The sequence below is a fragment of the Streptomyces gobitricini genome (genome assembly GCF_039532985.1).
Taxonomy (GTDB): Bacteria; Actinomycetota; Actinomycetes; order Streptomycetales; family Streptomycetaceae; genus Streptomyces; species Streptomyces gobitricini.
The window spans coordinates 52446-65439 of the sequence record NZ_BAAASR010000020.1 but is presented as its reverse complement, the minus strand read 5'-3'; the positions used below and the strand labels follow the sequence as shown (position 1 = coordinate 65439).

The window sequence follows — 12994 nt, the reverse complement described above, 5'->3', positions numbered from 1 at the left end:
CGATCGGCCGCGCGCAGCGTGCCGCCATGACTGCTGCCCGGACGCCGAACACGGCCGCCCCGCCCGCCCCGCCCGCCCCCCGCGCCCCGACCGGCAGCCGACTCCGGCTCGTGCTGGTCGCCTGCTGCCTGGGCCAGTTCATGAACGTGCTGGACGCCTCGGTGGTGAACGTGGCCCTGCCGGTCATCGCCGAGGACCTGCGTTTCGACCGGCACAACCTGCAACTGGTCAACAACGCCTACACCGTGGTCGTCTGCGGGTTCCTGCTGCTCGGCGGCCGCCTCGCCGACCTGTTCGGGCAGCGCAGGATCTTCCTGTGCGGTGTCGCGCTCTTCACCCTCGCCAGCACCGTCGGGGGAGCGGCGGACGACCCCGCCACCCTCGTCCTCGCCCGCGCCTTCCAGGGCCTGGGAGCGGCGGTCATGGCACCGGCCACCCTCACCGTCCTCGGAACCACGTTCACCCGGCCCGCCGCCCGCGCCAAGGCGTTCGGCTGGTGGAGCGCGGTCTCCGGGGCCGCCGGCGCGGTCGGGGTACTGCTCGGCGGTGTCATCACCGAGTTCTTCTCCTGGCGGTGGATCCTGCTGATCAACCTGCCCATCGGCATCGCGCTCCTCGCCGCCGTGTGCTGGGTGGTGCCCGAGTCCCCGGCCCGGCAGGAGCGGCGCACCCTCGACGTACCCGGCGCGGTGACGGTGACCCTGGGCCTGATGGCCGCCGTCCACGGCGTGTCCGAGGCGCACGTGCACGGCTGGGGCTCGGTACGCGTCCTCGGGCCGCTGCTGGGCGGCGCGGCCCTGCTCGCCGTGTTCGTCCTGATCCAGGCCAGGTTCGCGAAGCACCCGCTGGTCCCGCTCGGGATCTTCCGCAACCGCGCGGTCGCCGCCGCCAACCTCGTGGCCTTCTTCGGCATCGCGGCCCTCTTCAGCACCTTCTACTTCTTCACCCTGCTGCTCCAGCAGGTCCTCCACTACAGCCCCCTGCAGACCGGACTCGGCTACCTGCCGCTGTCCCTGGGCATCGCACTCGGCGGCTGGGGCATCGCGTCCGTGGTGCCCCGCAGCGGCCCCCGGCCCGTGCTGATCGGCGGCCTCGTCCTCTCCAGCGCGGGACTGCTGTGGCTGTCCCGGACGGACGCGGGCGCCTCGTACACCGCCGACGTGCTCGGTCCGGTGCTGCTCCTCGGCTTCGGCATGGGCGCCGTCCTCAACGCGACGACCAACGCGGCCACCGCCGGCCTGCCCGCGCACCAGGCCGGGCTGGCGTCCGGGCTGCTCAACACGACCCGCCAACTGGGCAGCGCCGTGGGCCTGGTGACCCTCGCCGCCCTCTCCACCGCCCGCATCGACGGCACCGGCGCGGGCGGGACCGCGTCCCCCGACGCCCTCGCCTCCGGGTACGGGACGGCGCTGACCGGCGCGGCCCTCTTCGCCGCGGCGGGGGCGGTGGCCGCCCTGGCCGTACCGGTCAGGGAGCGGTCCAGAGCGTCTCGAGGCGACACCGAGAGGCTGGCCCCCTGACGAGAACGGAGGTTCGCGGTGGTCAACGAGTTCCGCACCCAACGGCCGCAGTGGTCGCCCGCGCCGCACGACGACACCCTCGAGTACGCCACGATCGAGGTGCCCCGCGACTACGCCGACCCCGGGGGCGAGCGGATCACGCTCGCCCTCAGCCGCCGCCGCGCCACCGCCCCCGAGCGGCGGCGCGGCATCCTGCTGGCGGTCAACGGGGGACCCGGCGGCGACTGGGGACACGGCCGCGCGCTGCCCGACAAGTACGCGGGCACCCCCCTGCACGAGGTGTACGACCTGATCGGCTTCGACCCGCGCGGGACGGGCGCCTCCACCCCCCTGCACGCCGAAGTGACCGTACCGGGCGCGCCGTTCGACTCCCGGCCGCCCGACTCGGCTTTCGCGGCCCTCGCCGAGGACATGCGGCTGCGGGAGGAGGCGTGCGCGCGGGCGGGCGGCGAGCTGCGCCCGCACATCAGCACCCGCAACACGGCCCGCGACATGGACGTCGTCCGCGCCGCCCTCGGCGAGGAGAAGCTCACCTTCGTGGGGTACGCGTACGGCGCCTACGTCGGCGCCGTGTACGGCAGCATGTTCCCCGAGCACCTGGACCGCAGCGTCCTCGACTCGTGCGTCAACCCCGACTGGACCTGGCGCGAACAGTTCCTGTGGCAGGGCGACGCCGTGCAGCGCAACGTCGACCGGTGGGCCGCCTGGACCGGTGAGCGGCACGGCCACTTCGGGCTGGGCACCTCCGCCGCGGAGGTCCTCGTCACGGTGGAGGAGGTGGTCACCCTCCTGGAGGGGCTGAGCCACGGGGCGCAGCTGCGCACCCTGTTCGACGGCGCCGTGGGCAACCGCGCCGCCGACCGGGGCCAGTGGACCGAGCTGGGCATCCTCGTCGGCCGGCTGCGCGAGACGGCCGGCACGGGCGGCGACGGCGCCGGCGACGCGTGCCGGGGGCTGCTCTCGCAGCAGGGCACCTGGCGGCCCGGTGACAGCGAGGGAGACCTCCGGTGCGGTGTGCTGGAGGCGATCACCCTGGAGCACGCCTGGCCGGCCGACCTGGAGGTCTACTACCAGGACATGCGCGACTTCCGTAAGCGGTTCCCCTACGGCTACGGAGTGCTCCGCGCCCAGCCGTGGGTGGGCGCCTTCCGCGCCTTCGAGGCCCCCGAGCCGCCCACGGTGATCACCCGCGACGGCTATCCGGCCGGCCTGGTCGTCCAGGCCGACGGCGACCCGATGGACCACTACGCGGGAGGCGTCGCCATGGCGGAACGCCTCGGCCACCACCTGCTCACCATCGAGGACTCCGGTGAGCACGAGGTGTACGTCCTCGGCGGCAACCCGCACGTCGACGCGCTGGTGCACCGGTACCTGGTGGACGGCGACCTGCCGCCCGCCCGCACCTCCTGCCAGGGCCGTACGCCTCGGCCCGACATCCCCGCGGACGCCGCCTGAGCGGTCCCGCCGACGACGAGAAGGCCCGGTACCGATCGGTACCGGGCCTTCGTCCTGCCGAGCGGGTCACCACTCGACCGGCAGCTCCCACAGCCCGTAGATCACGGCGCCTTCCTTGCGCGGGATCTCCAGGAACGGCTTGGCGAGCCGCAGAGTCGGGACGCGCTGGAACAGCTTGCTCCACACGATCTCCAGCTCCAGCCGGGCCAGGTCCGCACCGATGCAGTGGTGCACCCCGTGCCCGAAGCCCAGGTGCTTGCGGCTGCCGCGGGTGATGTCGAGCTTCTCGGGCTCCGGGAACACCTCGGGGTCACGGTTGGCGGCCAGTCCGAGGCACAGGATGCCGTCGCCCTTCCGGATGACCTGGCCACCGATCTCGATGTCCTCCAGGGCCACCCGTGGCACGGCGGTGTCGCCGATGGTGGCGAAGCGGACGAGTTCCTCGACGGCCGGGCGTACCAGCGACGGGTCGTCGCGCAGCAGTTCGAGCTGGTCGGGGTTCTCCAGCAGGCAGGCGGTGCCCAGCGAGATCTGACTGGCCGTGGTCTCGTGGCCGCCGTTCATCAGCAGCCGGACCATGTTGAACAGGTCGCGGTCGGTGTACTCCTCGCCGGAGGCCTCGTAGTCGGCCATGGCCCGGCTGAGCAGGTCCTCGCCCGGCTCGGCCTTCTTCTGCTGGATCAGGTCGCTGATGTACGCGTTGACCTCGACGATCGCCGCCTGCCGTTCCTCGGTGGAGCTGTGGCCGCCGAGCAGCGCCGTACCGTGCTTGATGAAGAAGTCGTGCTGGTCCTGCGGGATGCCGAGCAGCTCGCAGATCACCGTCATCGGCACCGCCAGCGAGAAGACCCGGTGGAAGTCGGCGGGAGGCGCCATCGCCAGCAGCTTGTCCAGGTGCTCGTCGACGATCTCCTCGATACGCGGCCGCAGCCGCTGCACCTGGCGGTTGGTGAAGGTGAGCGCGGCCTTGCGCCGGGTGTTGCTGTGTTCCTTGCCGTCGTACCCGATGAACGACGTCTCGGTCCGGTACTCCGGCGGCGCGACGAAGTAGAAGGGGAAGTTGTCGTGCTTGCGCGAGGCGCTGAGCCGGGGGTCGGTCAGCAGCTCCCGTATGGTCTGGTAGCCGGTGACCGTCCAGATGCGCAGGCCGGATCCGTCCAGGGTGACCTGGGAGACGTCCTTCTCGATCATCTCGGCGTACTCCTTCGGCGGCGTGAACGGGCACTGCCGCGCGTAGGGGAACGTCTTGGTCTCCGCCTCGGTGAGGGCGTCCGGCTCCATGGCACTGGTTGTCACGGTGAGTCCTTTCCGTTTCATGAGGGATCGGGCGAGAGGGGCGGGCGGGGCTAGCGGCCGGCGATGTCCATGCCGCCGTCGACGGTGAGGATCTGCCCGGTGACCAGCGAGTCGGACTGCTCGGTGAGACGGGTGACCCAGGCGGCGATGTCCTCGGCCTCGGCGATCCGGCCGAGTGGGATGGAGTGCGTCACCCCGGCGAACAGCCCCTCGACCTGTTCGTCCGACAGCCCGTTGGCGGCGTACGCCTCGGTGCGGACGAAGCCCGGGGCGACGGCGTTGACGCGGATGCCCCGCGGGGCGAGCTCCGCCGCCCAGCTCCTGGTGAAGCTGTGCACGGCTGCCTTGCTGGCGGAGTACAGCGAGCTCTCGGGGCCGGGGTTGTGGCCGCCCCGGCTGGAGATGAGGACGATGTGCCCGCCCGGACCGCGCAGCAGCGGCAGCAGGTGCGTGGTCAGCAGGACGGGGCCGAGGACGTTGGTCTCCAGTACCTCACGGGCCGTGCCCGCGTCGAGCGCCGCCAGCGGAGTGAAACGGAAGACACCGGCGTTGTGCACGAGGACGTCCAGTGTACCGCCGTGCTCCCGTACCGCCTCGGAGACGGCGTCGGCGCCCACTTCGGTGGTGACGTCGGCGGTGACGGGCACGATCGCCGGGTGGAGCGCCGCCACCTCGGCGAGGCGCTCCTTGCGGCGGCCGGTGATGACCACGGCGCCGGCGCCGAGGCCGGCGAAGGCCAGCGCGGTGGCCCGGCCGATGCCCGTGCCCCCTCCGGTGACGACGACGGTCCGTTCGGCAAAAGGCTTGTCCGGCATGGCGATTTCCTCTCTCGGCCGGTGTATGACGGGCGGACGGATCCAGCCACGGGCCAGTACACCGGCTCCGGCTGGGGCGCTGGTCGAGCGGACGGGGAGCGGGCCGGATCCGGTCACTCCCCGTCGTCGAAACGCACCTCGTGCGAGGGGCAGCCGGCCGCGGCGAAGGCGAGCAACCGCCGGCCCTCGTCGACCAGTTCGGCACGGACCTCGCCGGTCAGCGGGGAGAACGGCTCCAGTACCAGGGCCGCCGAGCCGCGCCCGCGCTCCAGCCGCCACATGCCGTGGACGAAACCGTCGACGAGGAAGGTCGGCCGGATCAGACCGTTACGGGTGAAGACCCGCCTGCGCTGCTCCTCCGTCAGGATCCGCGACCGGTCGGCGTGCGAGAGCAGGATGTTGTCGAAGTCGGGCAGGTACCGCACCGGCGCCGGGGTGTCGCCGCCCGGACGCGGGGCGTCGGGCAGGTCGTACAGCCGCACACCGTTCTCGTCGCGGAAGGTACGCAGCCGCGGCTCCAGCCGCCGCACCACCGCCGTGAGCCGGGTCAGGCCCGACCAGGTCTGCACGTCCTTCACGGACGCCGGACCGAACGCGGCCAGGTACCGCAGGACGGTCTCGTCCGGCGTGTCGTCCTCGTCGAGGGGCCGGCCCAGCCAGGCCTCGGCGGTGGTGTGCACGGCCTGCCCGCTCTCGCCCCACAGGCCGCGCGGCGGGACCTGGACGAGGGGTTCGAGGTTGCGCACGGCGTTGGCCAGCGCGAACGGGTCCCGGTCGGGGAAGTGGCCGGCGAGCCGGGAGCCCAGGACTCCCAGGGTGAGCGGCTCCTGCTCGACCAGCTCACGCCCGCGCGCGGCGACCTCCGCGAGGTCCAGGCCGGTGAGCCGCTTGCCGAAGGTGCCGGAAAGCTGCCGCTCCAGCGGTCCGCGCAGCACCGGCCGCAGCCGCAGGCAGTCCCGCGCGGTGACCAGGTGCAGGGTGCCACGCATCAGGACCAGCCGCACCGCAGCCCGGTCGGAGACGAGCCGCGACAGGTCCTCGACACGGAAGCCGGCCAGCCGGGTCCACAGGCCGACGTACGGCGGGTCCGGGGCCTGCGCCTGCATGCCGACCAGGTGCTCGACCGCCTCCGACGCGGTCATCGGCGAGCGTTCCAGCAGCAGTTGGCGGGCCAGCAGGGCCCGGTTCAGTGCCCGCCGGTCGAGCACGTCCGTGTCATGAGTCATGACCGTCCCTCTTTCCTGAAGCGTGACAGCGGCGGCGCCCCGGGACGTTCCACGGGGCACCGCCGCAGCGTACGGCCGAGCGGGCTCAGCTCAGCCTGACCAGTACGGTGCCGCTGTAGCGCCGCTCCATCAGCGCGACGAACGCCTCCGGCAGCGCGGGCACCCCGCCTTCGACGACCGTGTGCGGGAAGACGATCCGCTCCTCGCGCAGCCACGCGCCGAACCGCTCGTTCCAGTCCTCGATCTGGTCCGGGGTGTGCAGCGTGGCGAAGCCCCGCAGGGTCAGGTCCTTGGTGATGACCGACATCAGGGGCAGGCGCGGGCTGCCCCCGTCACCGTCGCCGTGCTGCCCGGCCAGGGCCCCGCACAGCGCGAACCGCGCCCCGCGCGAGGCCACCCGCACCGCGGCTTCGAACTGCTCCCCGCCGACGTTGTCGAAGACCACGTCGAGGCCGTCGGGCGCCAGCTCGGCGAGCCGGTCGGCCACCGGGCCGTCGTGGTAGTCGAAGGCGGCGTCGAAGCCCAGCTCGTCCACCAGGAAGTCGATCTTCTCCTTGGAGCCGGTGCTGCCGATGACCCGCTTGGCGCCCCGCAGCTTGGCGATCTGCCCCGCCAGCGCGCCGACGCCGTTGGTCGCGCCGGACACGAACACGACGTCGCCCTCGCGCACGTCCGCCGTGCCGGCCATGCCGTGCCAGGCCGTCGGCCCCTGCGACAGGAAGTACTCCGGACCGGGCAGCAGGCCCCGGTCGCGCCGGAAGAACTCGTGGGCGGAGCCCACGGCGTACTCCCGCCACCCGGAGAAGTGCTCCACCAGGTCCCCGACCGCCAGGTCGGGGCTGTTCGACCGGACGACCGTGCCGACCGTCCGGCCCCACATGGCGATGCCCGGCTGGAAGACCGGGATCGGCAGCTTGGTGTCCGGGTTCATCTGGTCGCGGGCCACCGAGCCCAGGGTCATCCAGTCGTTGCGTACGACGACCTCGCCCTCACCCGGCTCGGCGAGGGCGGACTCGCCGAGCTCGAAGTGGTCGAGGGTGACCTCGCCCCGCGGGTACGAGGCCAGCCGGACCTCCCGGCTGGTCGCCGGCAGCTGTTCGACGGTCATGCGGTGCTCCTTGACAGTTCGACGGGAAGGGCGAGCAGGTTGTGGTTCACGTCTCCGGCCCGCCAGATCAGTTCGTGCTCACCGACCGCGAGCCGCGCGCCGGGGAAGCGGCGGGTCAGCTCCTGGAGCGCCACCGCGAGTTCCAGGCGCGCCAGCGGCGCCCCCAGACAGCGGTGGATGCCGTGGCCGAACGCGAGGTGGGGGTTGCCGGCCCGGCCGAAGTCGGCGCGGTCGGGGTCGGGGAAGACGGCGGCGTCGCGGTTGGCCGACGGGAAGGCCACGAACACCGCCTCACCGGCGGGGATCACCACCCCGCCGACGGCCACGTCCTCGGTGGCGATCCGGGGCAGCCCGGAGGTGTCGTTGCCGTTGAGGTTCACCGTGCGCAGCAACTCCTCCACCGCCACCGGGATCTCCTCGGGGTGCTCGCCCAGCCGGCGCCACACGTCCCGGTGGCGGGCCAGCAGCGTGGCGGTGAAGTTGCCGATCTGGCCGGCGGACGAGTCGAACCCGGCGCCCAGCAGCGTGAATCCGAGTCCCACCAGTTCGTCGAAGCCGAGCCGGTCCTCACCGTCCGCACCGTCACCGAGACTCGCCCCGATGAGGGCGGACAGCACGTCGTCGGCGGGTTCGGCCTGCTTCGCGGCCACCAGTCCCGCGATGTACGCGCCCAGCTGCTCCCCGCCCTCCGCCGCCCGCTCCGGAGGCGCCGACACGTCGGCGAACTGCCGTACCCAGGCGTGGAACCGGTCCCGGTCGGCCTCGGGGACCCCGAGGAGCTCGCAGATCACCGTCATCGCGAGCGGCGCCGCGAACCCGGCCACCAGATCGACCGGCCCCGGCTCGGACTTCTCCAGCTCGTCCAGCAGCCGGCCCGCGACCTCCCGCACCCGGGGGCGCATCCCCTCGACGCGTTCCGGCGAGAAGGCCTGCTCTACCAGGGCCCGCAGCCGGGTGTGGTCCGGCGGGTCCAGCGAGATGATCATGCCGGGCGGCGCCTGGAAGAGCCCGCTGAACCGCGGGGCGTCCGGCGCGTACGACGCGGCCCGGCTGAACCGGGGGTCGTCCAGCACGCGGATCACGTCCTCGTGACGGGTGACCAGCCAGGCGTGGCCGCCGCCCCGCCACGCCACCCGGACCACCGGCCGCTCGGCGCGCAGGCGGGCGAAGAGCGGCGCGGGGCCCCGGTGGCTGGACCCGGGGAAGGGGAACTCGGGCAGCTCCAGGCCGCCCTCGGCCGGGCACGCCGGGGCGAGTGGGGCGGCCGGGGCGGTCGGACGGTGGTTCATCGTCAGGCCCCCTCGGTCCCGGAGGGCCGGGCCAGCGGGCGGAAGAAGGAGCGCAGCTCGTCCACGAGCAGCTCGGGCTGCTCCAGCGCGGGGAAGTGACCGCCCGTCTCGTGGTCGGTCCAGCGGCGGAGATCGGTGAACCGGTGCTCGCACCAGGCGCGGGGCATCCTCGCGTCCTTCGGGAACACCGAGCAGGCCGTGGGGACCTCCACCGGCCCGAGCGCCATCTTGTTGTGGCTCTCCCAGTAGATCCGCGCGGAGGACGCGGCCGTGCCGGCCAGCCACGCGAGCGTCACCACGTCCAGCAGCCGGTCGCGCGGGACGACCTTCTCCAGGTCGCCGTCGTGGTCGCTCCACGCCCAGTACTTCTCCACGATCCAGGCCAGCTGGCCGACCGGTGAGTCCGTGAGCGCGTAGCCGAGGGTCTGCGGCCGGGTGGACTGGAGGGCCGAGTAACCCCCCTCGTTCTGCTGGAACTCCTTGAGCGCCGCGAGGCCCGCCAGGTCCCGCTCGTCGAGCGCCACCTGCTCCTGCGGCGGCTTCGCGAACGGCATCGCCAGGTGGATGCCGAGCAGGTGCTCCGCGTCGATGCCGCCCAGGGCGCCGGTGACGAAGGAGCCCCAGTCGACGCCGTGCGCCGCGTACCGCTCGTAGCCGAGCCGCGCCATCAGCCGCGCCCACGCCGCCGCGGTGCGCTCCACCGTCCACCCGGTGGCCGCCGGCTTGTCGCTGAAGGCGTACCCGGGGAGGGAGGGGCACACCACGTGGAAGGCGTCCGCCGGGTCGTCCGGATCGGTCAGCGGGCCGATCAGGTCGAGGAACTCGATCACCGAGCCGGGCCAGCCGTGGCTGAGCAGCAACGGCACGGCACCCGGGTGGGGGGAGCGTACGTGCAGGAAGTGGATGCCCAGCCCGTCGATCTCGGTACGGAACTGCGGCACGGCGTTCAGCCGCGCCTCGGTCGCCCGCCAGTCGTAGGAGGTGCGCCAGTACGCGGCCAGGTCACGGAGGTGGTCGAGCGGCACGCCCTGCGACCAGTCGTCGACGGTCTCCGCCTCCGGCCACCGGGTGCGCGCGAGACGGTCCTTGAGGTCGGCGAGATCCGCGTCGGGGATCCCGGCCCTGAAGGGCGTGAGCGCGGTACTCATGGGTGAGCTCCTCCTGTGCTGCCGAAGGCTGGGTGCCACCGCACGCTAGGGATCCGCGCTCGAGGCGGGGTCGAACAGCCGTCTGTCCGGCGGGGCGGCCCCCGCGGACCGACCGGTGTGCGAGCGGAACGCGAGCGACCACCCCCACCGTGCGCACGTGCCGTGCCGTGCCGTGCCGTGACGTGACGTGACGTGCCGTGACGAGTGAGGAGCCTTTCGATGACGCAACCCGGCGCCACCGGGCCGCTGCACGGGCTGAAGGTCGTGGAGCTGGCCGCGATCGGCCCCGTGCCCTTCGCCTGCATGATGTTCGCCGACCTCGGGGCCGACGTCCTGCGGGTCGACCGCGCGGACGGCCGGCGGTCGTTCGCCGAGTGGCACCGGGTGCTGGACCGGGGGAGGCGCTCGACGGCCCTCGACCTGAAGGACCCGGCGGGTGCCGCCGCGCTGCTGGACCTGGTGGCCGGTGCCGACGTGCTGGTCGAGGGTTTCCGGCCGGGTGTGGCGGAGCGGCTCGGGATCGGCCCGGACGTGTGCCTGGAGCGCAACCCCGGGCTGGTCTACGCCCGTATGACCGGCTGGGGGCAGGACGGCCCGCTCGCCCGGACCCCCGGACACGACATCAACTACCTCGCCCTGACGGGCGCGTTGGCAGCCGTCGGCGAGGCGGGCGGCCCTCCGGTTCCGCCGGTGAACCTGCTGGGCGACTTCGGCGGCGGCGCGATGTTCCTCGTCGCGGGCGTGCTGGCCGCGCTGTACGAACGGCAGACGTCCGGGCGCGGCCAGGTGGTGGACGCGGCGATCGTCGACGGCACCAACGCCCTGCTCGGCATGGTGGTCGCGATGACGGGCGCCGGCGCGTGGCGGGAGGCGCGCGGGGTCAACCTGCTGGACGGCGGGGCCCCGTTCTACACCTGTTACGCCTGCGCGGACGGCGGGTACGTGGCGGTCGGCGCGCTGGAGGACCGCTTCTACGCGGCCCTGCTGCACGGTCTGGACCTCGACCCGGCCGCGGTGCCGGATCGTGACGACCCCACCGAGTGGCCCGCTCTGCGCAGGCTGTTCGCCAACCGCTTCCTGGGCCACGACCGTGACACCTGGGCCCGCCGGTTCGAGGCCGGCGAGGCGTGCGTGACACCCGTGCTGACGGTGACGGAGGCCGCCGCGCACCCCCACCACCGGGCGCGCGGCAGCCGTCCCGCCGCCCCCGCTCCCCGCTTCAGCCGCACTCCAGCGGAACTCCACTGACCGCCGTCATCCTGCGTATCGACGCTCACGGCCTTCGGCCGGTCCGCCGGTTTCCCCCCGGGACCCGATACCCCCCCAAGTATCAGAGAGGTACACCATGGCTATTTCGTCCGAGCAGGCACCGTCCGTGGAGACGGAGGTGGAGAGGTTAACGACGGGCGCGGACGCGGCGGCCGACACGGTGAAGCTCGACCCCATGCGCTGGGCGGCCCTGCTGGTTCTGCTCGTGTCCGCCTTCATGGATCTGCTGGACGGCACGATCGCCAATGTGGCGGCGCCCTCGATGCAGCAGGAGCTGGCGGCCGGCTACTCGGCCATCCAGTGGGTCCTGGTGGGGTACCAGCTCGCCTTCGCCCTCACCCTGATCCTGGGCGGGCGGCTGGGTGACATCTTCGGACGCAAGAGGATGTTCCTCATCGGCGTCGCCGGCTTCACGCTGACCTCGCTGACGGCGGGTCTCGCGCAGGAGCCCTGGCAGCTGGTGATCTCGCGCGTCCTCCAGGGAGCCTTCTCCGGCATCATGGTGCCTCAGGTGCTCTCGATCATCCACGTGACGTTCTCCGACAAGGAGCGCGGTACGGCGTTCGCCCTGCACGGCCTGGTCGGCGGTCTCGCCGCCACCCTGGGCCTCGCTCTGGGTGGTCTGATGGTCGAGTGGGACCTCTTCGGCCTCAGCTGGCGGCTGATCTTCCTGATCAACGTGCCGATCGGTCTTCTCGGTCTGCTGTACGGCTCAAAGGTGATCACCGAGTCCAAGGCGCCGCAGGCCCTCAGGCTCGACATGCTGGGTCTCGTCCTGGCCACCGGCGGTCTGGTCATGCTCGTCTACCCGCTGCTCCAGGGCCGCGAGCTGGGCTGGCCGGCGTGGGGGTACGCCTCCATGATCGCGTCGCTGCCCGTGCTCCTCGGGTTCGTCGCCTGGCAGCGCCGCAAGGCCCGCAAGGACGGCTCGCCGCTCGTCGAGCTCGGCCTGTTCCGCACCCGCAGCTTCTCCTCCGGCCTCGCCGTGAACCTGATCTTCTACATCGGCATGGGCATGTTCACCATCGGCTGGACGCTGTACATGCAGATCGGTCAGGGCTGGTCCCCGATGCGCGCCGGCCTCACCAGCCTGCCCTTCTGCATCGGCGCCTTCCTCACCGCCACCACGTCGGTGATGGTCCTGGTTCCCAAGTTCGGCCGCAAGGCCATGCAGGTGGGCGCGGTCGTCCTGGTCGCTGGCCTCGGCTCGTACATCTGGGTGGCCGGCGAGTACGGCAGCGACGTCACCTCCTGGCACCTGGTCATCCCGCTGTTCCTGATCGGTCTGGGCTTCGGCACGGTGGCCACCCCGCTGCCGCTGATCGTGACCTCCGAGGTACCGCACAAGGACGCCGGTTCCGCGTCCGGCCTGGTGAACACCAACACCCAGCTCGGCTTCGCCATCGGCGGTGCGCTGGTGAGCGTGGTCTTCTTCGGAGGGCTCGCCGGCAACACCGGTGCCGGGGTGGACCAGCAGATCCCGCAGCTGCGCCAGGACCTGGTCGCCACCGCCGGGGTCACCCCCGGCGAGGCGGAGACCATCGCCGCCGCCTACCGGACCTGCTCCGTGGACCGCGCCGGTGAGAAGGACCTCACCACGGTCCCGGAGAGCTGCACCGTGGCACCGCTGCAGGACCAGAAGGTCGCCTCGGTCCTGGCCGGCTACCAGGAGGACGCCACCGGCACCTCCTTCGCGGCCAGCTTCCAGACGCTCCTGTGGGTGTTCATCGGCGTCACCGCGGTGGTGTTCCTGCTGATGTTCGCCATTCCCCGCAGGCTGCGCCAGGAGGGCGAGGCGGCGCCCGAGGCCGAGCAGGCCACGGTGGCCTGACCCCGCCACCCCCGCTCCGGCGCGGCGGGACCGGACG

General features: G+C 72.7%; 10 protein-coding genes. 4 read left to right on the top strand and 6 right to left on the bottom strand.

All coding sequences use genetic code 11. The annotated features are described in order from the left end of the window. Nucleotides 1-26: 26 nt before the first annotated feature. Nucleotides 27-1520, top strand: a complete 1494-nt coding sequence (locus ABD347_RS18795) for a DHA2 family efflux MFS transporter permease subunit (protein ID WP_344362726.1) — start codon at nucleotides 27-29, stop codon at nucleotides 1518-1520. Nucleotides 1521-1538: 18 nt separating this feature from the next. Beyond that, nucleotides 1539-2975, top strand: a complete 1437-nt coding sequence (locus tag ABD347_RS18790) for an alpha/beta fold hydrolase (protein WP_344362723.1) — start codon at nucleotides 1539-1541, stop codon at nucleotides 2973-2975. Between the two features lie 66 nt (nucleotides 2976-3041). On the opposite strand, the gene ABD347_RS18785 is transcribed toward ABD347_RS18790, so the two are convergent. From ABD347_RS18785 to ABD347_RS18760, 6 genes are all read right to left on the bottom strand, one after another. Further along, nucleotides 3042-4271 (bottom strand): cytochrome P450, encoded by a 1230-nt coding sequence (locus tag ABD347_RS18785; RefSeq protein ID WP_344362720.1) that lies wholly within the window; start codon nucleotides 4269-4271, stop codon nucleotides 3042-3044. A 50-nt stretch (nucleotides 4272-4321) separates the two neighbouring features. Beyond that, on the bottom strand, nucleotides 4322-5086 hold the full coding sequence (locus ABD347_RS18780; RefSeq protein WP_344362718.1) for an SDR family NAD(P)-dependent oxidoreductase: 765 nt from the start codon (nucleotides 5084-5086) through the stop codon (nucleotides 4322-4324). A gap of 113 nt (nucleotides 5087-5199) precedes the next feature. Continuing rightward, nucleotides 5200-6312, bottom strand: a complete 1113-nt coding sequence (locus tag ABD347_RS18775) for a winged helix DNA-binding domain-containing protein (RefSeq protein ID WP_344362716.1) — start codon at nucleotides 6310-6312, stop codon at nucleotides 5200-5202. An 85-nt stretch (nucleotides 6313-6397) separates the two neighbouring features. Then, on the bottom strand, nucleotides 6398-7420 hold the full coding sequence (locus ABD347_RS18770) for a zinc-binding dehydrogenase (RefSeq protein WP_344362714.1): 1023 nt from the start codon (nucleotides 7418-7420) through the stop codon (nucleotides 6398-6400). Next, a complete protein-coding gene (locus ABD347_RS18765; protein ID WP_344362711.1) occupies nucleotides 7417-8709 on the bottom strand; it encodes a cytochrome P450 in 1293 nt (430 codons plus the stop codon). The genes ABD347_RS18770 and ABD347_RS18765 overlap by 4 nt, the downstream gene beginning before the upstream one ends. A gap of 2 nt (nucleotides 8710-8711) precedes the next feature. Then, nucleotides 8712-9857 carry an epoxide hydrolase family protein gene (locus ABD347_RS18760; protein WP_344362709.1) on the bottom strand — a complete coding sequence of 382 codons (1146 nt, stop codon included), beginning with the start codon at nucleotides 9855-9857 and terminating at the stop codon, nucleotides 8712-8714. Between the two features lie 219 nt (nucleotides 9858-10076). On the opposite strand from ABD347_RS18760, the gene ABD347_RS18755 reads away from it, so the two are divergent. Together ABD347_RS18755 and ABD347_RS18750 are read left to right on the top strand one after the other, a co-directional pair. Continuing rightward, nucleotides 10077-11105: a CaiB/BaiF CoA transferase family protein gene (locus tag ABD347_RS18755; RefSeq protein WP_344362706.1), complete on the top strand. Its 1029-nt coding sequence runs from the start codon at nucleotides 10077-10079 to the stop codon at nucleotides 11103-11105. A gap of 97 nt (nucleotides 11106-11202) precedes the next feature. Next, nucleotides 11203-12957: an MFS transporter gene (locus ABD347_RS18750; RefSeq protein ID WP_344362704.1), complete on the top strand. Its 1755-nt coding sequence runs from the start codon at nucleotides 11203-11205 to the stop codon at nucleotides 12955-12957. Nucleotides 12958-12994: the final 37 nt, after the last annotated feature.

What these genes read in the sequence shown, in the direction of transcription:
- ABD347_RS18795 (WP_344362726.1), top strand. Translation starts at nt 27, where the DNA reads ATGACTGCTGCCCGGACGCCGAACACGGCCGCCCCGCCCGCCCCGCCC.
- ABD347_RS18780 (WP_344362718.1), bottom strand. Translation starts at nt 5,086, where the DNA reads ATGCCGGACAAGCCTTTTGCCGAACGGACCGTCGTCGTCACCGGAGGG.
- ABD347_RS18775 (WP_344362716.1), bottom strand. Translation starts at nt 6,312, where the DNA reads ATGACTCATGACACGGACGTGCTCGACCGGCGGGCACTGAACCGGGCC.
- ABD347_RS18770 (WP_344362714.1), bottom strand. Translation starts at nt 7,420, where the DNA reads ATGACCGTCGAACAGCTGCCGGCGACCAGCCGGGAGGTCCGGCTGGCC.
- ABD347_RS18765 (WP_344362711.1), bottom strand. Translation starts at nt 8,709, where the DNA reads ATGAACCACCGTCCGACCGCCCCGGCCGCCCCACTCGCCCCGGCGTGC.
- ABD347_RS18760 (WP_344362709.1), bottom strand. Translation starts at nt 9,857, where the DNA reads ATGAGTACCGCGCTCACGCCCTTCAGGGCCGGGATCCCCGACGCGGAT.
- ABD347_RS18755 (WP_344362706.1), top strand. Translation starts at nt 10,077, where the DNA reads ATGACGCAACCCGGCGCCACCGGGCCGCTGCACGGGCTGAAGGTCGTG.
- ABD347_RS18750 (WP_344362704.1), top strand. Translation starts at nt 11,203, where the DNA reads ATGGCTATTTCGTCCGAGCAGGCACCGTCCGTGGAGACGGAGGTGGAG.